The organism is Rhodoflexus caldus, from assembly GCF_021206925.1.
Lineage (GTDB): Bacteria > Bacteroidota > Bacteroidia > Cytophagales > Thermoflexibacteraceae > Rhodoflexus > Rhodoflexus caldus.
On the sequence record NZ_JAJPRF010000003.1, the window covers coordinates 421420 to 438315 of the forward strand.

Consider the following 16896-nt stretch of genomic DNA (forward strand, 5'->3'; position numbering starts at 1 on the left):
AGAACTTAACTTTGAATAATGCAAAAACCGACGGGTGAATCGTGCAAATTTGCCTGTGTTATCCAATCATCAGGTAGGTTCGCGGATATTTGAGTAGGTTGCTTTTGGGCGTTCCGCTGAGTGCAATGGCCAGCGTCAGAGGCCCAATGCGCCCGATGAACATAGATACAATGATGATGATTTTTCCGCCTACGCTCAGCGAAGAGGTGAGATTCATGCTCAAACCAACAGTGGCAAATGCCGAAATTTGCTCAAATACCAACACGTGAATCGGTTGCTGCGGTTCAGTAAGGGTGAGCAGCAATACGGCGATGCTGTTGTAGGTAAATGCAAACAGCAGCAAAGTAAATGCTCTGTTTACCAATTCGTTGGGAATGTAGCGCTGTTCAATAATGATTTTTTTCTCGCCGCGGATGTTGCGAATGGCGGAAAGTACTACCAGTGCAAAAGTGTTGATTTTGATGCCGCCGCCCGTACTGCCCGGCGCCGTTCCGACAAACATAAGAAATATGCACAGAATAATGGTTGGGTTGTGCAATGCGCCGAAATCCATGGAGTTAAAACCGGCGGTGCGCGTTACTGCCGATTGGAACAAGGCTGTAATCAATGCCTGCCCGATATTAAGCACCCGCAGTTTTTCATATTCCAATACCATGAATGCCAGCGTTCCGCCTGTAAGCAGGATAAATGTGCCGGTGAGTGGAATTTTCGTGCTGAGTTGCAACTTTTTCCAAGGTTTGGCAATCCGCTCCCGAATGTTGGCGGGTGAGAATACATCTTCAATCACGTTGAAGCCCATGCCGCCAAATATGACGATGATGGTTGTAATAAAATGCAGACCAAACATCTCGTGGATGAAGAACTGATGGTTGTAGTATCCGTCGGTAAACAGGCTGAAGCCCGCATTGCAAAAAGCTGATATGGAGTGAAATACGGAGTAAAAAATTCGTTCGGCGGTATTGGCAAAAGGGCTTGCGCCGCCTGCCCAGCGTTCATCGTCCCAAGCGTTGTAAATAGCGATGGCGCCTAACAGTTCTATGATAAAAGTAATGACTACAATTTTCCGCAAGGCTGCTTTGGCCTCTGTAAGCGACTCGGCGCTGAGGTGGTTCTGAATCATGGACTGTTGTTTGATTCCCACGCCGCCGCTCATGAAGGTGGCAAAAAAAGTGGCAAATGAAACTACTCCCAAACCGCCCAACTGAAAAAGCAGCATGATAACAACCTTGCCTTTAAAGGTGAAAAAGGTTGCTGTATCTACCACAATCAACCCTGTTACACAACTTGCACTTGCCGAGGTGAACAAGGCATCAAGAAAGGAGATTTCGCCCTCTACGGTCATGGCGGGCAGCATCAGCAAGCCCGTACCTGCCAAAATGAGCAATGCGAAACTTGCCATAAAAATTACACCCGGCTTTACCTGAATTTCGGCGAGCAGTACCGAGAGCCGCGCCAAATCCAAAATGGTAAGCATCACCATAAAAACGCCTGTCAGGTGCTCGTAAATTAACGGGGCAGGCTCTATGGAAAACAGCAGCAGATAATACAGCAGCGGCGGAATACCCATAATTTGCTCTATAATGATATGGATAATCAGCAACCCGTACAGCGCTGCCTCCGGCTGCGACTCGCGCAGAAACGTCAGTCGGTTAATACTGAAAAACCAGCGCGCTAAAAATACACACAGAAATAATAGCAAAAGCAGCTTATACATTTCCTGTATCTGCGCATACTCGTGCTGGGTATGGATAAAACCATACCGATAGGTGAGCAGAATCACTGTCAGCACGGAAGTAATGTAGGATAGCCATTGCAGTAAGCGATTGGCAGGTTCGCGATACTGAAAAAAGAAACTATCCAAGCGGCTCCAAGCCATATTTTGTTTTTTTACTTACTTTGCAAATGTAAGAAACCTGTCAGGATTAGACCTTACGGGGGCTGTAATTTACCCGCCGATATTTATGTCAAATGATACTATCGTCCGCCTGAGCGATGTTACCATTGCCCATGCACAACATCCTGTTGTTGAACATGTAAGTTTTGAAATCAGCAAAGGCGAGTTTGTCTATCTGTTAGGCAAAACCGGCAGCGGCAAAACTTCGCTCCTGCGAGCTATTTATGCCGACTTGCCGCTGCTTAGCGGCACGGGCGAAGTGGCAGGATATGCGCTGCAAAACCTTCGGCGGCAAGACCAGCCTTTTCTGCGCCGAAAACTCGGCATCATTTTTCAAGATTTCCAATTGTTTCACGACCGAACGGTAGCCGACAACCTGCTGTTTGTAATGAAAGCCACCGGTTGGACAGACCGCGTGCATATGAAAACCCGCCTCAACGAAGTGCTGATGCAGGTAGGGCTGCTTAGTAGCATTAACAAAATGCCGCATCAGCTTTCCGGCGGCGAACAACAGCGGGTTGCAATTGCCCGCGCCTTAATCAACGACCCGTACCTGCTGCTTGCCGACGAGCCGACCGGCAACTTAGACCCCGCAGTAGCTTCCGATATTTTGGATTTGTTTGTGCGTATTCATCAGGGTGGAACAGCCGTTTTGATGGCTACACATAATCACAGTTTCCTGAAACGCTTTCCCGCGCGCGTGCTGTTGTGTGAAAATCATACCATTCGCGATATTCCCCGCGAGCACATCATCCGCAAAATCAATGAGTAAGCAAGCGAAGTGAAATGTTATTTCGGAATTCGGATTTGGGATTTCGGATGCGCAGTGAATCGCTTCATCCGCAACAACCTGCGTGCTGTTGTGTAGTGCGTTATTCCTGATATGTAGCACTTGTAATGACTTATTGCGGTCAAATTAGAAAAATAACGTAAGTGGCTGATAATCAAGTTTTTTAATTTTTCTGAAAGGCGGACAAGTCAGGGGATTTCGGATGCGCAGTGAATTGCTTCATCCGCAATAACCTGCGTGCTGTTGTGTTTCTGATTGGCTCAACTGCTTGGCAACAAAATAAAACAGCCAAAGGGGGTCTTCATTTCCATATTTGTTGCGTTGAACAAACTCCCCTTTGGCTTGAAAAAATAAATCAGTGGTGGAAATTAGCGAGCGATGCGGACGGTTTGAGAAATAACTTGCTCGCCACAGGTAATAGTGAAGGTGTAGTTACCTGAAGGTTGTTTGGTGAGGTCAAAAAAGCGGTAGAAATCTTCGGCAGTAGAGCTTCCATTGTACACTTCTTCGCCTTTTTCATTGAAAATGCTGATATCTACCTTCTCTTTGGCAAAATTCTGGAAATATGCCAAATGAAACAGCCCTTTCTGAGCACCTTCGGTAACATTCATGACCAGTTTGGCGGTGTCTTTGCCGCGCACTTCCACCAATTGCGTAGTAACGCCGTCTTTGCCAATCAACTCAAACTGATAAGCACCTTTGCCTAACAGGCTGACATCGTACAAACGTGCAGCAGATTGCGCAATCGTTTCTTGATGTACTACCTTGCCTGTTTGGTCTTTGATTTTCAGCACCAACTTTTCTCCGGCTGCATTATCGCAGGCAAAAATCACTTTCTCGGCGTTTTTTACTGCCGCAACGTTAAACTTAGGCCCATCGGCCGCCCAAAGAGGTACTACAGCCATCCCGGCTGCCAGCACCAAGGTTGCTTGAATTAACTTTTTCATTTTTGTAATGAATTAGTTTAAACATTTAATTCATCGCAAAAATAAGCCATTATTTTTAAAAATTCATAATTTTGAAATTAAAAAAAATACATTAAACTGATTATCAGAGTTTTAATTTTTATCAATTAATAATAGCGTAACAAAAAATATGTATCGTTAAAATATTAGCAATTAAATACCTGCTACTTTTGAATATGAGTAGGTGTGCGTTGCTTTACACTAATGGTTGTGTGCCCAAAGTAGTGGGCAAAAGAACGATTAGCCCAGTTACTCGTATCCGGTATGAAGTCTCCCTTCCAGATAGTTAAAGGCAGTGCCTGCAAAGTATCTAATACTAATGGTTGATTCCCTGCCCGTTGTCTGCGCATTATTTGATAGCGCTGCATTATTTCCATGTCATGCCTGGCAGCACTTCCTGACCTGATATCCACCCACATATGCCGCATATTAGATACATACTGCGGCAACAACAGCGTTAGCAGCATTGCCCCGAAAACAACAGAGTGCCATCCGCGGCCTGCTTCACGAAGGAACTTCTGCCTTTGCAGGAAATCTGCCAGATATACCAGAGATAAAATCCAGCCTGTTATAAAAAATACCAGCCCTGTATCAATTTGCCGGGAGGCAATGTAATTCACCAATAGTTTGGGAGTAAAAAACCATAGGTAGCCAAAAGCAAAAGTAGCTGCAAAAGGTAGCCACAAAGGCAGCCGTAACTGCGGCACTACCCGCCTCTCTGCCAACCAGCCAATAAATGCAACAGAACTCAGCATAAACAGACTATCAGAAAACCATTTAGCGAGATAGTCGCGATACATATTGAAGGCAAACAATGCAAGCGAAAGTATCGGACGCTCGACTAAACTCTGATGGCCGCCTTCTGATATACGGCGTGCGGTACCGGGTGCAGTGAGTAGGTATGCCAATACAAGTAACGCGAGTAATAATAAGAAGCCTAAAGCCAGCCGTTTTTGTCTTTGACCATTCAGTAAGGCATAGAGCAGCGCGCCCGCACATAGCCCGACGGTCAGCAAGGATACCACGGGCAATGAACCCATTGCCAGCAGCATAGCAACTATAACCATTATATATTTACCCGCCATCCCAACAGAGCTGTCAATACACAGATATCGCGTCAGTAGGGCGATAAACAAGATTGCCAGTACATAACCGGAGGTATAGCCAATAGCAGACATGCTCCAGAAAATAGTTTGCATGGGGCTTTCCATCAGCCTGAAAAAAACGGCAAAGCAGGCAAGTGCAAATAACCACCGTTCACTTGTCGTACTATGACGTGGCAGCAGTGCCGCTATACCTGTATAAAATGTTACCAGATATACCAGTACAATTCCTATAGGAACTATGCGAAAACCGATGCCCTGCACATCTGCCGGCTGAAACAATGCCTGCGCCAACACGCCTGTGTAGGAAGCCGAGCGTTTCATAAGCGCCATTGCCGTTTGCCAAATACTTTGTGTATGTACCAGCAATCCGCTGACTTCAAAATCGTCTGCTCCTGCATGATTATAGCGGGATATGTACAATAAAGGAGCTATGATGAGTACAATTATAGCGAGCGCATAAACCAGCGGAATTCGATTTCATATTTTTTGCAGCATACCACAACGGTTTTTAGCTGCGATAATAAAATATTTACTCTGTCAATTCGCACAAAATCACCTACTTTTGTGTTTATATTTAGTCTAAATCCTGACGTATCTATGAAACCTGCCTATAACGTTGATAACTTGTATAAAAAGCTCATCAACATCTACACGGAAGCCGTTCCCAATCCCAATGCGATGAAGTTTGTGGCCAATACCATGCTGGTTGCCAATGAAGACATCGTGAAAGATTATCCCGATGCGGCATCGGCCACTGATTCGCCGCTGGCACAGGAGCTGTTCAAGTTCCCGTTCGTACAGCGCGTATTTATTGCGTCCAACTTTGTAACCATCACTAAGGATGAGGCTTCAGATTGGGTGGAGCAAATCCCTGTAATGCGCCATTTCCTGAAAAACTATCTGGAAGAGGGCAGCCCGGTTTTTGAAGGTGAGGATGCGGAGGAAAATCCGGCAGCTAACCCAAACGATTCGGAAGCGGTAAAAAAAATCAAAGGCATTTTGGATGAATACATCCGCCCTGCCGTTGAAATGGACGGCGGACACATCATGTTCCACTCGTTTGAACCTGAAACAGGGGTGGTAAAGGTGCTGTTGCAAGGCTCTTGCAGCGGTTGCCCGTCTTCTACCATTACGCTGAAAGCCGGCATTGAAAACCTGCTGACGCGCATGATGCCCGGCGAAGTGAAGTCGGTGGTAGCCGAAGGTGTATAACATCTTACAGCCCAATGCACTGCAAAGGTTTATAGTCCTTTGCGGTGCATTGTTTTTTTTAAACGCAAATTATCAGGCGGTTAAAAATATCTCTTTTGGCAGATAAAGCCTCTGCCGTGTTTCAACAGTCTTTGTTATCGTTCCAATGCCTGATACCGATTGGCATTTGTCGGGTCTATGCGTGTGAGAATCGTTGCGGCTTCTTTGCGGGTAGCAGCGTCGGCTTGTGAAAAAATATTGACAATCTCCTCTGCTTTAGAGTCAAAAAAAGCATTCACCATGACAGCGTTGGGGCGCACCTGATTGACTTGTGCAATTTTTTTGATGGCTTCCAAAATATTTTTTCTGCCTGCTTCGGCATTTTCGGCAAAGTAATCCAGCCCTTTGCGATGGTAGAGGTACAGTGCTTCGCGATAACCGCTCAACTGCGGATTGTTCAGATTTTCGGAAATAAAGTAGCGGTTGCGGGTATCGCTGTTGTTCCAGCCTTGTGCATTGGCTTGTTGTGAGTTGTTCAAAATGTTCAGAATACGCTCAATGTACGCATTGCCGCCCTGCGGTGCAAAACTGTCTGCATCCAATGCCAAAATCGTGTAGGCGTAGTAAGCAAGCATGGCCGTCAGGTTGGTAGAAAACAGGTTTTCTGTAAAAATGAGTGGCTGCGAAGGAAAAAACTCAAAGTTGAAGTTGCGGTCAAAAAATGTGAGCAGCACCGTTTCGTAATTGCTCCCGTAAACAGGCCTGCTGGACTGAATTTGTACGTTGGCCGTGTAGCGCCCATTGACAAGGTCAGTTCCGCCGGTGAGGGTAATCAGGATGTTGCACTTTATCCGCTCGTGTTGTTTGTAGTTATCGTTTGTCCAGCGGGTAGTATTCATAAAATTGGCGATTGCATCGCGCAGTTGTTGAATAACTTGCCGCTCTTGTGTTTGTACTTGTGCATCATTGATAATGATATTGGCATTTAATTCCTGTGCCAACGCACTGCAAGCCATTGCAAAGCTCAGTGCAAGTATCAGAAGTTTGTTAAACCACATGCGATTTAGCTTGAAGAATATTTGTAAGATGCCGAACGATGATGCGTGCTACTTCGCTTTTGGGCAGAAGGGGCAATACCTCGCGCTTGCCTTCACGAAACAGCAGCGATACGCGGTTAGTGTCATGCCCGAACCCCGCGCCCGCATCGTTGAGCGAATTGAGTACAATCAGGTCAAAGTTTTTGCGTTCCATTTTGCTCTGCGCATGTGCCTGCTCGTTTTCGGTTTCTAATGCAAAGCCTGCGTGCACCTGCCCTGCCTGCAATTTCTGCCCTGTATCGGCTGCAATATCAGGATTTTTGACCAGTTCAATGGTCAGCTTATCGCCTTGTTTTTTGATTTTTTGTGTGGCCGCATGTGCCGGTGCGTAGTCGGCAACGGCTGCACAATGCACAATAATATCGGCGGTTGCCGTGCGTGTAGTTACTGCTTCGTGCATTTGCCGTGCGGTTTGTACATGGGTAATTTGTACCGACGGGTGCTCTAATTGCAAGGCCACAGGCCCTGAAATGAGATTTACTTGTGCGCCTGCATCGGCAAATGCTTGTGCCAGTGCATAGCCCATTTTACCCGTGGAGTGGTTGGTAATGTAGCGTACGGGGTCAATGGGTTCTATGGTCGGCCCTGCGGTAAGCAATACATTTTTGCCTGCCAAGGGGCGGCCTGCGGAGAAAAAAGTAGCTATCCATTCGGCCATTTGCTCGGGTTCTGCCATCCGCCCTTTGCCGTGCAAGCCGCTGGCGAGTTCCCCCTCGCCCGGTGAGATGATTTGACAACCGTCTGCCTGCAATTGGCTGATGTTGCGTTGTGTGGCAGGATGCAACCACATGTCCAAATCCATTGCGGGAGCAAGCACAACAGGGCTGCGCGCAGAAAGGTAAACAGCCGTCAGCAGATTATCACAGTGGCCATGGGCTATTTTGGCAATCGTATTGGCCGTAGCCGGTGCAATTACCATCAGGTCTGCCCATAGGCCAAGCGCCACATGATTGCTCCACTCTCCTGTGTTGTCATCGGCTACATAGCGGGTCAGTACAGGATTTTTGGACAGCGTAGCAAGCGTAAGGGGGGAAATAAAATCGGAGGCTGCGTCGGTCATAATAACCTGCACTTCAGCCTCCTGTTTTATCAAAAGCCGAACAAGGGTTGCAATTTTATAGGCGGCAATGCTGCCGCACACGCCCACCAAAATTTTTTTCCCTTTCAGCATATGGGGGTTCTATTCTGTATCGTCGTTGCGATGGTATATCAATTTGCCTTCCAGATACTCATCGGTGGCGATGGTTGTAGGTTTGGGCAGTCGCTCATAATAGCGCGAGATTTCAATTTGCTCGCGGTTCTCATGAATTTCTTCCAAATTGTCAATACCTGTTGAAAATTCTTCCAATTTGCCTGCCAGTTCTTCTTTGAGTTTGGAGGCTATCTGGCGGGAGCGCTTGGCAATAATTACGACGGCTTCGTATATGTTGCCGTTGGCCAGTTCTGCTACCTTGGCAATATCGCGGGTAGTCAGTGAGGTATTGCTGTTATACTTAGACTTAGACATATGAACAGTGTTTTGATGATTGCGGGTTGATGTTATTTCTGTGCCGTTTTTTCGGCTTTCTCTCTTTCTTTTTGCATGGCTGCCTCTATGGATGCCACGTTTTTGAGTTGGCGCTGCGTGTTTTCAAAGATGTTTTCCGCCTGCCTCAGAAAAATGCTTTTCGGATATTTGTCGACGAAAGCCTGATACATTTTTACCACTTCCGTAAATCGCTCGCGCTTTTTGTCAATATAACTGTTTTGTGCCAGTTCATATTGCGCCTCTATTCTGCGGAAAGCCGCTTCTTCCTGATAACGGGAGTCGGGAAAATCTTTCTGAAAATTGTCGTAGGCAATCACTGCGGCCTTGTAACGCTCTAACTGCTGGTAAAGTTTGGCATTTTTAAATGCCTTTGTTTCCAACTTGGCACGCAGGGTGGTAATAGCACCGGCTGCTTGCTGTGCATAGCTGCTGTTAGGATAGCGGTTGATAAAGTCCTGAAACGCATCAATGGCCGTAATGGTGTTTGCTTGGTCAAGGTGTATCGGAGGCGAGCTCATGTACAACGAATAGCAGTGCATGTACAGCGCTTCTTCGGCAAACTTGCTGCGATTGTATGTATCATGAAATTTCTTGAACTCTGCCGCACTGGTTTCGTACTGCCCTTGTTTGTAGTAACAATAAGCCCAATAGAACTGCGCCTTTTCAGCCTCGGGTGTACCGCGAATGATAGGCACTAAATCTTCCAACAGCACGCCTGCACGATAATAGTCGCCCTTTTTCTCGTAGTACTCCATGGCAGCATTGTAGCGGAACTTCCAGTCCTCGTTTTTGATGATTTTCTGAAACTTACTGCACGAGGAGCCGCCTAACAATACAACAAGGATTGCGATGGCAACAGATACGTTTTTGCGGATTAACATAAAGGCAAAATTATGCTTTAAGCTGCAAACTGCAAAAAATATGCGACTTAGGCGGCTTCATGCTTGCCCGAATAAAATTTATGTTGCAGATTATCGTTAAAGTTTTATAGCTTTGACCAACTGACTGCGTGAAAAGTGAGGATGTCCAAACGCCTTTTCTGTTTTTTACTTAAATAACAAGCCTATGGATACAGGCTTAGCACCTTCTCCGGAAGAACGCACCGCTTTGGGAATGTGTGCAAAAGATTTTATTAATCCGATGGTGCCGCCGCTCAAACCGGCTGACAGTGTTGGGCGCGCCTTGGCGTGGATGGAAGAATTTCGCGTACATCAATTGCCGTTGGTTGAAGATGGGGTTTACAAAGGCATGTTTTCCGAATCGGCACTGTATGATGCGAATCTCTCTCCCGACGTGCTGCTTGGCAGCCTTACCCCCGATTTGGCAGAGTGTTTTGTAACAGAAGACCAGCATTTTTATGAAGTAATCCGCATTGCCGAGTCGTTTAAGGTGCAAACCGTTCCAGTGCTTTCCAATGAGCGCGCATTCAAAGGCGTGATAGTACTGCGCGATACGGTGGGAGCTTTGGCGCGTGCATTTGCCACCCAAAACCCGGGGGGTATTATTGTGCTGCTGATGCCTGCCTACAATTATTCGCTGGCAGAAATCAGCCGACTGGTAGAGTCCAACAATGCCAAAATTCTCAGCAGCTATGTAGAACCCGACACACAAGACCCTACGATGGTAAAAGTAACACTCAAACTCAGTGTGATGGAAATTTCAAGGGTAATTGCCACACTGGAGCGCTTTGGTTATCATGTGGCGGCGCGTTTTGATGAGAATGAAGACGTTGATATCAGTCGCGAGCGCTTGGATATTCTTTTAAAATACCTTGAAATCTGATGAAAATAGCTTTGCATAGCCGCCCTGTCGAGAGCCGGAAACAACCCTATATACAAACTATTTTTGAAGAACTTCATAAACTGGGCGCGCAGTTGCGTATCTCCGAGTCATTCAAAGCACACATGGACGAAACAGGTTTGGACGTTGCCTGCGAATATACTTTTTCCAGTTATCACGAATTGGCAGATACCGACCTGATGCTGAGTGTTGGCGGAGACGGCACACTGCTGGAAACCATCACATTGGTACGCCATACAGGTATTCCTATTCTGGGCATTAATTTGGGTAGGCTCGGATTTTTGGCCACCCTGTCCAAAGAAAATATTGCCGAAGGTTTGCGTGCTGTTATAGAAGGCAGATACAGCATAGAGGAGCGCTCTATGATTCGCTTAGACAGCAGCATTAACCTTTTCGGCGACCTAAACTTTGCACTGAACGAATGCACTATCAGCAAGCGGGACAGTGCCTCAATGATTATCGTACATGCCTATTTGGACGGCGAATACCTCAACTCTTATTGGGCAGACGGCTTGATTGTGGCAACGCCCACAGGTTCTACGGCCTACTCTATCAGTGTGGGAGGCCCCGTAGTGCTGCCCGATTCGCGCAGCTTTATCATTTCGCCCATCAGCCCCCACAACCTGAACGTGAGACCTTTGGTGATACACGACGGCTGTGTGCTTTCCTTTGAGATAGAAGGGCGAAACAATAATTTTCTGGTATCGCTGGACTCCCGTTTCCGAACGGTAGATTCCAACGTAAAACTCTCTTTGCGCAAATCGGATTTTAATGCGCGGCTGTTACGGTTGGAGGGCGATAACTTTCTGCACACGCTGCGACAAAAACTTAATTGGGGAACCGATTCAAGAAATTAAATCCTCGTAAATTTGTAAAGTTGTCATTTTGAGGCATTTTTTTTGTGCGTTGATATCGGGCAGGCCGATACTGCATTCTTCCAAAAAGCATGGTTATGAAATCATTCAGTTTACGCTTTTTACCTTTCCTCTTGTTTGTAACGGCATTTTTGTCGGTGCAACAGGCTGATGCGCAGCTTATTGAGAACAGGGAGAATCCTAAATTCAAGCAAAATCCTAAGCATACATGGTCATGGTTTAACCGCAAGAAATACTGGAGCATAGGGGCAAGTATCAATGCCATGAATTACTTCGGCGATATTGTGCCGCAGCCCTATTTCACCAGTATGGATTTGGGGTATACGCGTCCTAATTTTGCTATCCATGCACAAAAGCGCTACCGTCCTAACTTCAGCATGCGCTATTCGCTTTCATGGGGCAGGGTAAAAGGAGACGACACAACCAACATAGGGCCTGACAAGCCACGTTGGGAACACAACCAGTTTCGCTACATTCGCAACCTGCGTTTCCGCAATGATATTTTGGAACTGTCTGCCGTGGGTGTTTGGGATTTGGTAGGTAATCGCGGCACATTCTATCAACGCCCCAAGCGCGTGATTCCTTATTTGGTAGGCGGTGTAGCTGTTTTCAGGCATAACCCTAAGGCACAAGCCCCCGAGGCTTTCGGAGGGGGGTGGGTGGCTTTGCAGCCGCTGGGAACCGAGGGGCAAGGCTATGCCGATGAGTACGGTAAGAAATATTCACGCTGGCAAATTGCCATCCCCATGGGTTTTGGTATGCGCTACCGAATTGCTACCCGCTGGGACTTGGCTTTTGAGGTTTCTTATCGCAAACTCTTTACCGACTATATAGACGATGTCAGCCGCAACTATGTGGATTTGGGCATTTTTGGCGACAACGACTTAGCGCGTGCCATGTCTGACCGTTCGCTGGAAGGAGGCCGCAGAATTGACCAGTTGGGGCTGACCTTCAGACCTAATTTCTACACCTATGTAGGTGCGGACGGGCGCGTTTACAGAACGCTGGAAGGATTTGGCAATGAGCAGTACGAAGACAACATCCGCGGTAACTATCGCGATAAGGACGTGCTCATTACCGCCGGTATTCATTTGATGTATATTATCCCCGGTCAGGTGCGCTGCCCCGAACCGTTCAAAAAACGCTTCCGCAGACACCGCCTGTAATAACAACATTGCTTGTAATTTGTTGTAAAGCCATTCTGCATTAGGAATGGCTTTTTTGTTGATTATTTCTTCATGTGGGCTACTATTTTCTTCCGAATGGTAAACAATTGCTTGGCAACTTGCCAAAGCCCGTAAACTAATTTCTGTGCGGTAGCTTTCCCGAAAAAGTACAGATAAACGGCTGAGGCAACGGGGGAAAGCAACAGCAGCCATTCTTCCATTAATACGGCTTGATACAGCGGGTATATGTTGGCTGCACCCACAATGCCTTTCAGGCTGTTTTCCCAAAACGTGGTTTGTTTCTCAAAAGCATTTAAAAATGCAGTGGTTTTTTCAAAGTGCAGGTTAATATGCTCTTTGTAGTGATTGTGCCAGTCGGCAGGGTCATACTGCTCCTGTGCCGGATTAGGTATGAAATTGATGACATCGCCAAACCCAATGACAGTGCGCAGCATGAAGGTATTGCCCTGATAGGTAAAAGGTGTTTCTATGCTATGTCCGCCTTCTTTCAGCAAATTGCGGGCAAACCGAAGCGCACGAACAGGTTTTTGCAGCCATTCCGTGGTGTTTTTCCATAATTGAGAAAGGTTGCGTTCAGCAGGCATCACTTCTTACTGAAAATTTGATTGAACGATTTTCCGGCTAAGTTGATAACGGTAGTGAACAGCGTATTCCAAAACTGTGTGGAGGTGTTAATGGAGCGGTTATGCACGCCCATGATAATTTCCTTGATTTGCTCGGGCATGTTGATATACTGCGGCGTAATGTATGAGGTAACATCGCCTTCTACCTGAATAACGGTTTGCAGCACAATTTGCTCGGTACCTATCTCATAGGCTTTGTAAATCATACCCAGCATATCGGGCAGAAACGGCAGCTCAACGGCGCTGTTCATATGTCCCCAGTCCAAATCGTTGTTCCAAAGCGCGGTTTCCTGATGCGAGCGGAACGGCACGCATGACAGCGGCAACTCGCGGCGTTGATAACGCAAATAATTGAAATGCTCTTTATCTACGTAATAGATTTGCTTGTCTTCATCCTCGTGCTCGTTGCTTTGGGTGAGCGTATCAGGGGCAAGGTCGCGGCGGAACAGTTTAAATATCCCAATCACATTATAGCTCTGATTGCTAATCCGCTGCAAAATTTTATGACGACTGTTCAGCGTGTTCAGCTTGGCAGGGTCTGTTTCTTTCTGCATCAGTTCTTCCATCAGTTTCACGCCGCGCCCCGATTGGAGCGCCAATTCTTTAAAAGAAAACTCGCCGCCAAACTGCCATCGCAATACCTTGCCTGCATCTTCTGCCGTGATATCGGGGTCATTGGGCGACTTGACAAGCCCGTAGTCAATCAGCGTTTCCCGATAAATATCTGCCAGCTTGCGCAATAGTACCCGCTTGTTGCCGGGTATTTTTTCGGCAGACATATTTTGCTTAATAATAGTGTTGATTTCTAACCGCAACAGGTCAGAAGCAAGGTTTTTAATAAAATCACTCATTGAGCTTAGGTTATTAGCCGATGCAAAAAATTATTGAGCGTCTTCGTTGGGGTTGATAACAAACCCGGGGTTGTTGTCTGTAACAATTTCGTTGGAAAAACTGCTGCTCAAAGCAGTAAAACTGTCATTGGCGGCCGACAGACTGCTGCTGCTCATATCGGGTTGGGTAATATTGCTGCCGCCATAGGCCGGAGGCGGCAAATTGATATTAAGCGGCGCATTGCCTTGCAACTGTTGGTACATGTTTACCAATGAAAGAATTGTAGCAATATTGTTCTGAATGACCTGATAGCCGTGCGCTTCTTTCTCTTTGTGGAATTGTCGCACCCAGTCATAGCGCGAGGTGGTCAGTTCCTGACTCATGCGCACGGTGATATCGCCCATGAGCATATTGATGCGGCTTTCCAGAATGAGGTATTCACCGCCTGCGGGCTGTACGTTTTCCTTGCTGTCGAGCTTAAAATCGCCGACAATGGTTTTGATATCGAGCGTGGTCATGCGCGAAAGGCTGTCTTTGATGCGCTCCAAAAAACTGTTGAATTGGGAGTCCATGTTGTTCTGATTTTGAATTGGTAAGACAAGTTAATTAAAAATTTGTAAGCGGCTGCTTTTGTGCATAATCTGCCAGCAATTGTACAATGCCTGCCATATCGGTGTGTCCGCTTTCGTTCTCATATTGCCAAGTGTAGTAGGGCATGTGGTCGGGTGTCTGCCCGATTTTCCATTGGGAATCGGCCGCCTGCCACAGTTGAATACCTCTTTTGGCTAAGGCTTTTGTCAGCCAATAAGAACAGGTCTCCGACAAACGCAGGTCTGCATGTAATACTCGGCTTGTAGTCGGCATCGGGAAGTTGAAATGCCCGGTATAACGATTGAAGAACACATGTGAGCCCGAGAAGATATGGCCGATTTTGTCTTCAAGAACCAACTGTTCCGGCAGGTTGCCGTGCAATAAGTTGTCGTGGTCTATCAACCATAAAAAATCGGCTGTATGGATAGCCAACTCAATATGGTGCGAGCTGAGCAAAATGGCTTTGCCGTTTGTTTTTGCATACGCCGCGAGGCTGTTGAGCAGCAAGGCACTGTTGGCAAGGTCTAAATGTGCCAGAGGCTCGTCTAACAGCAGAACGGGGGTGTCCTGTGCAAGTGCGCGAGCTATCATGAGTTTTTGGCATTGCCCGTCGCTCAATTCTTCAATCAGACAATTTTGAAGGTCGGTTGCATGGGTGATTTGTAATGCCTGTTCAATCAGTTGGTGGTCGTGGGGGGTTAGCCTGCCCGTCCAGCCGGTATAAGGCGCTCTACCCAATGCAACGAGCTCATAGCCCGACATAAATTGCGTATGCGGCCGTTCGGTTAGCACAACTGCTATTTGGCGTGCCAGCCACTCATGGTTCGCTTGGGGCGAAACAGTTCCTGTTTCGGTGCGTATTGTGCCGCCGAGTGCAGGCAACAAGCCGGCGAGCGTGCGTATCAGGGTGGATTTTCCGCCGCCATTGCGCCCCAGCAAAATAGTGAGCGTACCGGCCGGCAAAGTCAGATTCAGCCCTTTGAGCAAAGGGTTGCCGGAGTAGCCGATGCTGAGTTCCTCACTTTGCAGCAGTATCATAAAGCCGTATGTAAACAAGCCCTAAGGACAGTCCTCAGGGCTTGCTGTAAAAAATTTTGGTTATGCTTTACTTGATTTCAAAATTGTAGTCGTCCATTACCTGTTGGTTTTGGTAAGTAACGCGGAACGTATATTTACCTGTTTCTAACTTAGGTTTGATATCAAATTCGCGTGTTACCATACCGTTGGCAGCAGGTGTAACCGCAGTGTTGATGAAGCGGTAAGGCTGACCGTTGCGATACAGGGTGATATAAAGTGTGCGGTCTGCACCTTCATCAAACATTTGCTCGCCAATGCGGAAAGTAACGGTGATTTTATCCACACGGCCGGCATTGTGTGTTTGTCCTTTCAGTTCTACGTCGTAGTCTTTGCCTAAGCCGCGCTTGAACAGGTATTTAGCTCTGAAATCGTACACGCGTTTGGCCACAGAGGTAGAGGTGCGTGCCTGCATGGTGCGAATTTGCTCCTCTTGTTGTTTAATGATGGCCTCAGCAGCAGCCAGCGCATCGCGAAGTTTTTCGTTTTCGGCTACTACGCTGTCAAGTTTCAACAGAATAGCGCTCTGCTCCTGATACATTTGGTCAAAGCGAGCTTTTTCTGCTTTGAGGGCTTCCAATTCTTTCTGTGCACCTTTAAACAGCTTGATGGTTTTGCTCAATTGTCCGCTCAGGCTGCGGTTTTTCTTCATGGCTTCGTCCAAGTCGGCTTTGGTTTTTGCCAACTGGCTTTTCAGGTCGCCGATGTAATTGCCGACGCTGCGGTCGCGAGAGGCGATAATATCGTTCAAACGACGCTCATACTGTATCTTATTGGCGCGAATCTGTTCTAATTTGGCAGCAGCTTCGTTGGGTTTGCCCGATAAAATACTTCTGTCGGCATTCACGGCTTCGGCAAGCTGTGCAAGTTCTACGCGTACCGAATCGGCATTCGGATAGGGGAAGCCGCCTTGTGTGTTATTAATTTCGGCATCATAGCGGGAGGCAAGCTCATCCAAATCGGAGCGCAATTCTTTCAAGGCTTTCTGGTCACGCTCGGTGTTGGTTCGGTTGACCCATATTGCACCGGCAATCAGTGTGGTTGCCAAAAGGACAGCTATCACGGCTGCCACAGTTCCTTTGTTATTCATAAGCAAAAGGGGGTTAAAATTGGGGATACAATGACAGTGAAATTATTTCTTTAAGTAAAGGTATGTATTTAATTCATTTACAGCAAGAAATGCTTTTGCGAAGGTAAGAAAAAATTTTTCTGCGCAAGAATTGTACAGCTAATTTTTGAACAAATTTTTTTTTGACCTAAATTTGCGGATTCAAAGCGGCTATATAACAGAAGCTACATCTGTTGGGTAGTCGCTGCTAACCAGGCAAATAATAGTTGTTCACC

General features: G+C 46.8%; 17 protein-coding genes. 5 read left to right on the forward strand and 12 right to left on the reverse strand.

All coding sequences use genetic code 11. The annotated features are described in order from the left end of the window. Nucleotides 1-58: 58 nt before the first annotated feature. The gene (locus tag NDK19_RS06135; protein ID WP_250630969.1) at nucleotides 59-1876 is read right to left on the reverse strand and encodes a TrkH family potassium uptake protein; all 1818 of its coding nucleotides are present in this window, start codon (nucleotides 1874-1876) and stop codon (nucleotides 59-61) included. A gap of 85 nt (nucleotides 1877-1961) precedes the next feature. Here NDK19_RS06135 and NDK19_RS06140 point away from each other — a divergent pair, with 85 nt between their 5' ends. Further along, on the forward strand, nucleotides 1962-2666 hold the full coding sequence (locus NDK19_RS06140) for a cell division ATP-binding protein FtsE (protein ID WP_250630970.1): 705 nt from the start codon (nucleotides 1962-1964) through the stop codon (nucleotides 2664-2666). A 386-nt stretch (nucleotides 2667-3052) separates the two neighbouring features. Here the strand turns inward: NDK19_RS06140 and NDK19_RS06145 are convergent, their stop codons facing one another. Then, a complete protein-coding gene (locus NDK19_RS06145; protein ID WP_250630971.1) occupies nucleotides 3053-3631 on the reverse strand; it encodes a hypothetical protein in 579 nt (192 codons plus the stop codon). A gap of 182 nt (nucleotides 3632-3813) precedes the next feature. Next, entirely contained in the window at nucleotides 3814-5175 is a 1362-nt protein-coding gene (locus NDK19_RS06150) for a DUF6056 family protein (protein WP_250630972.1), read from the reverse strand. Between the two features lie 177 nt (nucleotides 5176-5352). Here NDK19_RS06150 and NDK19_RS06155 point away from each other — a divergent pair, with 177 nt between their 5' ends. Next, a complete protein-coding gene (locus tag NDK19_RS06155; protein ID WP_250630973.1) occupies nucleotides 5353-5967 on the forward strand; it encodes a NifU family protein in 615 nt (204 codons plus the stop codon). A gap of 134 nt (nucleotides 5968-6101) precedes the next feature. Here NDK19_RS06155 and porD read toward each other — a convergent pair whose 3' ends face one another. Genes porD through NDK19_RS06175 form a run of 4 tightly spaced genes read right to left on the reverse strand, consistent with a single transcriptional unit; the run spans nucleotide 6102 to nucleotide 9452 of the window. Then, entirely contained in the window at nucleotides 6102-7004 is a 903-nt protein-coding gene (gene porD / locus NDK19_RS06160; protein ID WP_250630974.1) for a type IX secretion system protein PorD, read from the reverse strand. Further along, nucleotides 6994-8214, reverse strand: a complete 1221-nt coding sequence (coaBC, locus tag NDK19_RS06165) for a bifunctional phosphopantothenoylcysteine decarboxylase/phosphopantothenate--cysteine ligase CoaBC (protein WP_250630975.1) — start codon at nucleotides 8212-8214, stop codon at nucleotides 6994-6996. Before coaBC ends, porD begins: the two co-directional genes overlap by 11 nt. 9 nt (nucleotides 8215-8223) lie before the next feature. Continuing rightward, complete coding sequence (locus tag NDK19_RS06170; protein ID WP_250630976.1) at nucleotides 8224-8550, reverse strand: DNA-directed RNA polymerase subunit omega; 327 nt, start codon at nucleotides 8548-8550, stop codon at nucleotides 8224-8226. Between the two features lie 32 nt (nucleotides 8551-8582). Then, nucleotides 8583-9452: an outer membrane protein assembly factor BamD gene (locus NDK19_RS06175; protein WP_250630977.1), complete on the reverse strand. Its 870-nt coding sequence runs from the start codon at nucleotides 9450-9452 to the stop codon at nucleotides 8583-8585. Between the two features lie 184 nt (nucleotides 9453-9636). Between NDK19_RS06175 and NDK19_RS06180 the strand changes: the two genes are divergently transcribed. The 3 genes from NDK19_RS06180 (at nucleotide 9637) to NDK19_RS06190 (ending at nucleotide 12412) form a co-directional block, all read left to right on the forward strand. After that, nucleotides 9637-10353 carry a CBS domain-containing protein gene (locus NDK19_RS06180; protein ID WP_250630978.1) on the forward strand — a complete coding sequence of 239 codons (717 nt, stop codon included), beginning with the start codon at nucleotides 9637-9639 and terminating at the stop codon, nucleotides 10351-10353. Next, entirely contained in the window at nucleotides 10353-11228 is an 876-nt protein-coding gene (locus NDK19_RS06185) for an NAD kinase (protein ID WP_250630979.1), read from the forward strand. Before NDK19_RS06180 ends, NDK19_RS06185 begins: the two co-directional genes overlap by 1 nt. Before the next feature lie 95 nt (nucleotides 11229-11323). Beyond that, nucleotides 11324-12412, forward strand: a complete 1089-nt coding sequence (locus NDK19_RS06190; protein WP_250630980.1) for a hypothetical protein — start codon at nucleotides 11324-11326, stop codon at nucleotides 12410-12412. A 62-nt stretch (nucleotides 12413-12474) separates the two neighbouring features. Here the strand turns inward: NDK19_RS06190 and NDK19_RS06195 are convergent, their stop codons facing one another. The 5 genes from NDK19_RS06195 to NDK19_RS06215 form a co-directional block, all read right to left on the reverse strand. Continuing rightward, the gene (locus NDK19_RS06195; RefSeq protein WP_250630981.1) at nucleotides 12475-13020 is read right to left on the reverse strand and encodes a hypothetical protein; all 546 of its coding nucleotides are present in this window, start codon (nucleotides 13018-13020) and stop codon (nucleotides 12475-12477) included. After that, nucleotides 13017-13907 (reverse strand): hypothetical protein, encoded by an 891-nt coding sequence (locus NDK19_RS06200; protein ID WP_250630982.1) that lies wholly within the window; start codon nucleotides 13905-13907, stop codon nucleotides 13017-13019. The genes NDK19_RS06195 and NDK19_RS06200 overlap by 4 nt, the downstream gene beginning before the upstream one ends. Before the next feature lie 30 nt (nucleotides 13908-13937). After that, nucleotides 13938-14459, reverse strand: a complete 522-nt coding sequence (locus NDK19_RS06205; RefSeq protein ID WP_250630983.1) for a hypothetical protein — start codon at nucleotides 14457-14459, stop codon at nucleotides 13938-13940. A gap of 34 nt (nucleotides 14460-14493) precedes the next feature. Further along, complete coding sequence (locus tag NDK19_RS06210; protein ID WP_250630984.1) at nucleotides 14494-15516, reverse strand: ABC transporter ATP-binding protein; 1023 nt, start codon at nucleotides 15514-15516, stop codon at nucleotides 14494-14496. A 67-nt stretch (nucleotides 15517-15583) separates the two neighbouring features. Continuing rightward, on the reverse strand, nucleotides 15584-16642 hold the full coding sequence (locus NDK19_RS06215) for a hypothetical protein (RefSeq protein ID WP_250630985.1): 1059 nt from the start codon (nucleotides 16640-16642) through the stop codon (nucleotides 15584-15586). Between the last annotated feature and the right edge of the window lie 254 nt (nucleotides 16643-16896).

Excerpts from the sequence above, each read along its gene's own strand:
- NDK19_RS06135 (WP_250630969.1), bottom strand. The coding sequence starts at position 1,876 with ATGGCTTGGAGCCGCTTGGATAGTTTCTTTTTTCAGTATCGCGAACCT.
- NDK19_RS06140 (WP_250630970.1), top strand. The coding sequence starts at position 1,962 with ATGTCAAATGATACTATCGTCCGCCTGAGCGATGTTACCATTGCCCAT.
- NDK19_RS06145 (WP_250630971.1), bottom strand. The coding sequence starts at position 3,631 with ATGAAAAAGTTAATTCAAGCAACCTTGGTGCTGGCAGCCGGGATGGCT.
- NDK19_RS06155 (WP_250630973.1), top strand. The coding sequence starts at position 5,353 with ATGAAACCTGCCTATAACGTTGATAACTTGTATAAAAAGCTCATCAAC.
- porD (WP_250630974.1), bottom strand. The coding sequence starts at position 7,004 with ATGTGGTTTAACAAACTTCTGATACTTGCACTGAGCTTTGCAATGGCT.
- coaBC (WP_250630975.1), bottom strand. The coding sequence starts at position 8,214 with ATGCTGAAAGGGAAAAAAATTTTGGTGGGCGTGTGCGGCAGCATTGCC.
- NDK19_RS06170 (WP_250630976.1), bottom strand. The coding sequence starts at position 8,550 with ATGTCTAAGTCTAAGTATAACAGCAATACCTCACTGACTACCCGCGAT.
- NDK19_RS06175 (WP_250630977.1), bottom strand. The coding sequence starts at position 9,452 with ATGTTAATCCGCAAAAACGTATCTGTTGCCATCGCAATCCTTGTTGTA.
- NDK19_RS06180 (WP_250630978.1), top strand. The coding sequence starts at position 9,637 with ATGGATACAGGCTTAGCACCTTCTCCGGAAGAACGCACCGCTTTGGGA.
- NDK19_RS06185 (WP_250630979.1), top strand. The coding sequence starts at position 10,353 with ATGAAAATAGCTTTGCATAGCCGCCCTGTCGAGAGCCGGAAACAACCC.
- NDK19_RS06190 (WP_250630980.1), top strand. The coding sequence starts at position 11,324 with ATGAAATCATTCAGTTTACGCTTTTTACCTTTCCTCTTGTTTGTAACG.
- NDK19_RS06200 (WP_250630982.1), bottom strand. The coding sequence starts at position 13,907 with ATGAGTGATTTTATTAAAAACCTTGCTTCTGACCTGTTGCGGTTAGAA.
- NDK19_RS06205 (WP_250630983.1), bottom strand. The coding sequence starts at position 14,459 with ATGGACTCCCAATTCAACAGTTTTTTGGAGCGCATCAAAGACAGCCTT.
- NDK19_RS06210 (WP_250630984.1), bottom strand. The coding sequence starts at position 15,516 with ATGATACTGCTGCAAAGTGAGGAACTCAGCATCGGCTACTCCGGCAAC.
- NDK19_RS06215 (WP_250630985.1), bottom strand. The coding sequence starts at position 16,642 with ATGAATAACAAAGGAACTGTGGCAGCCGTGATAGCTGTCCTTTTGGCA.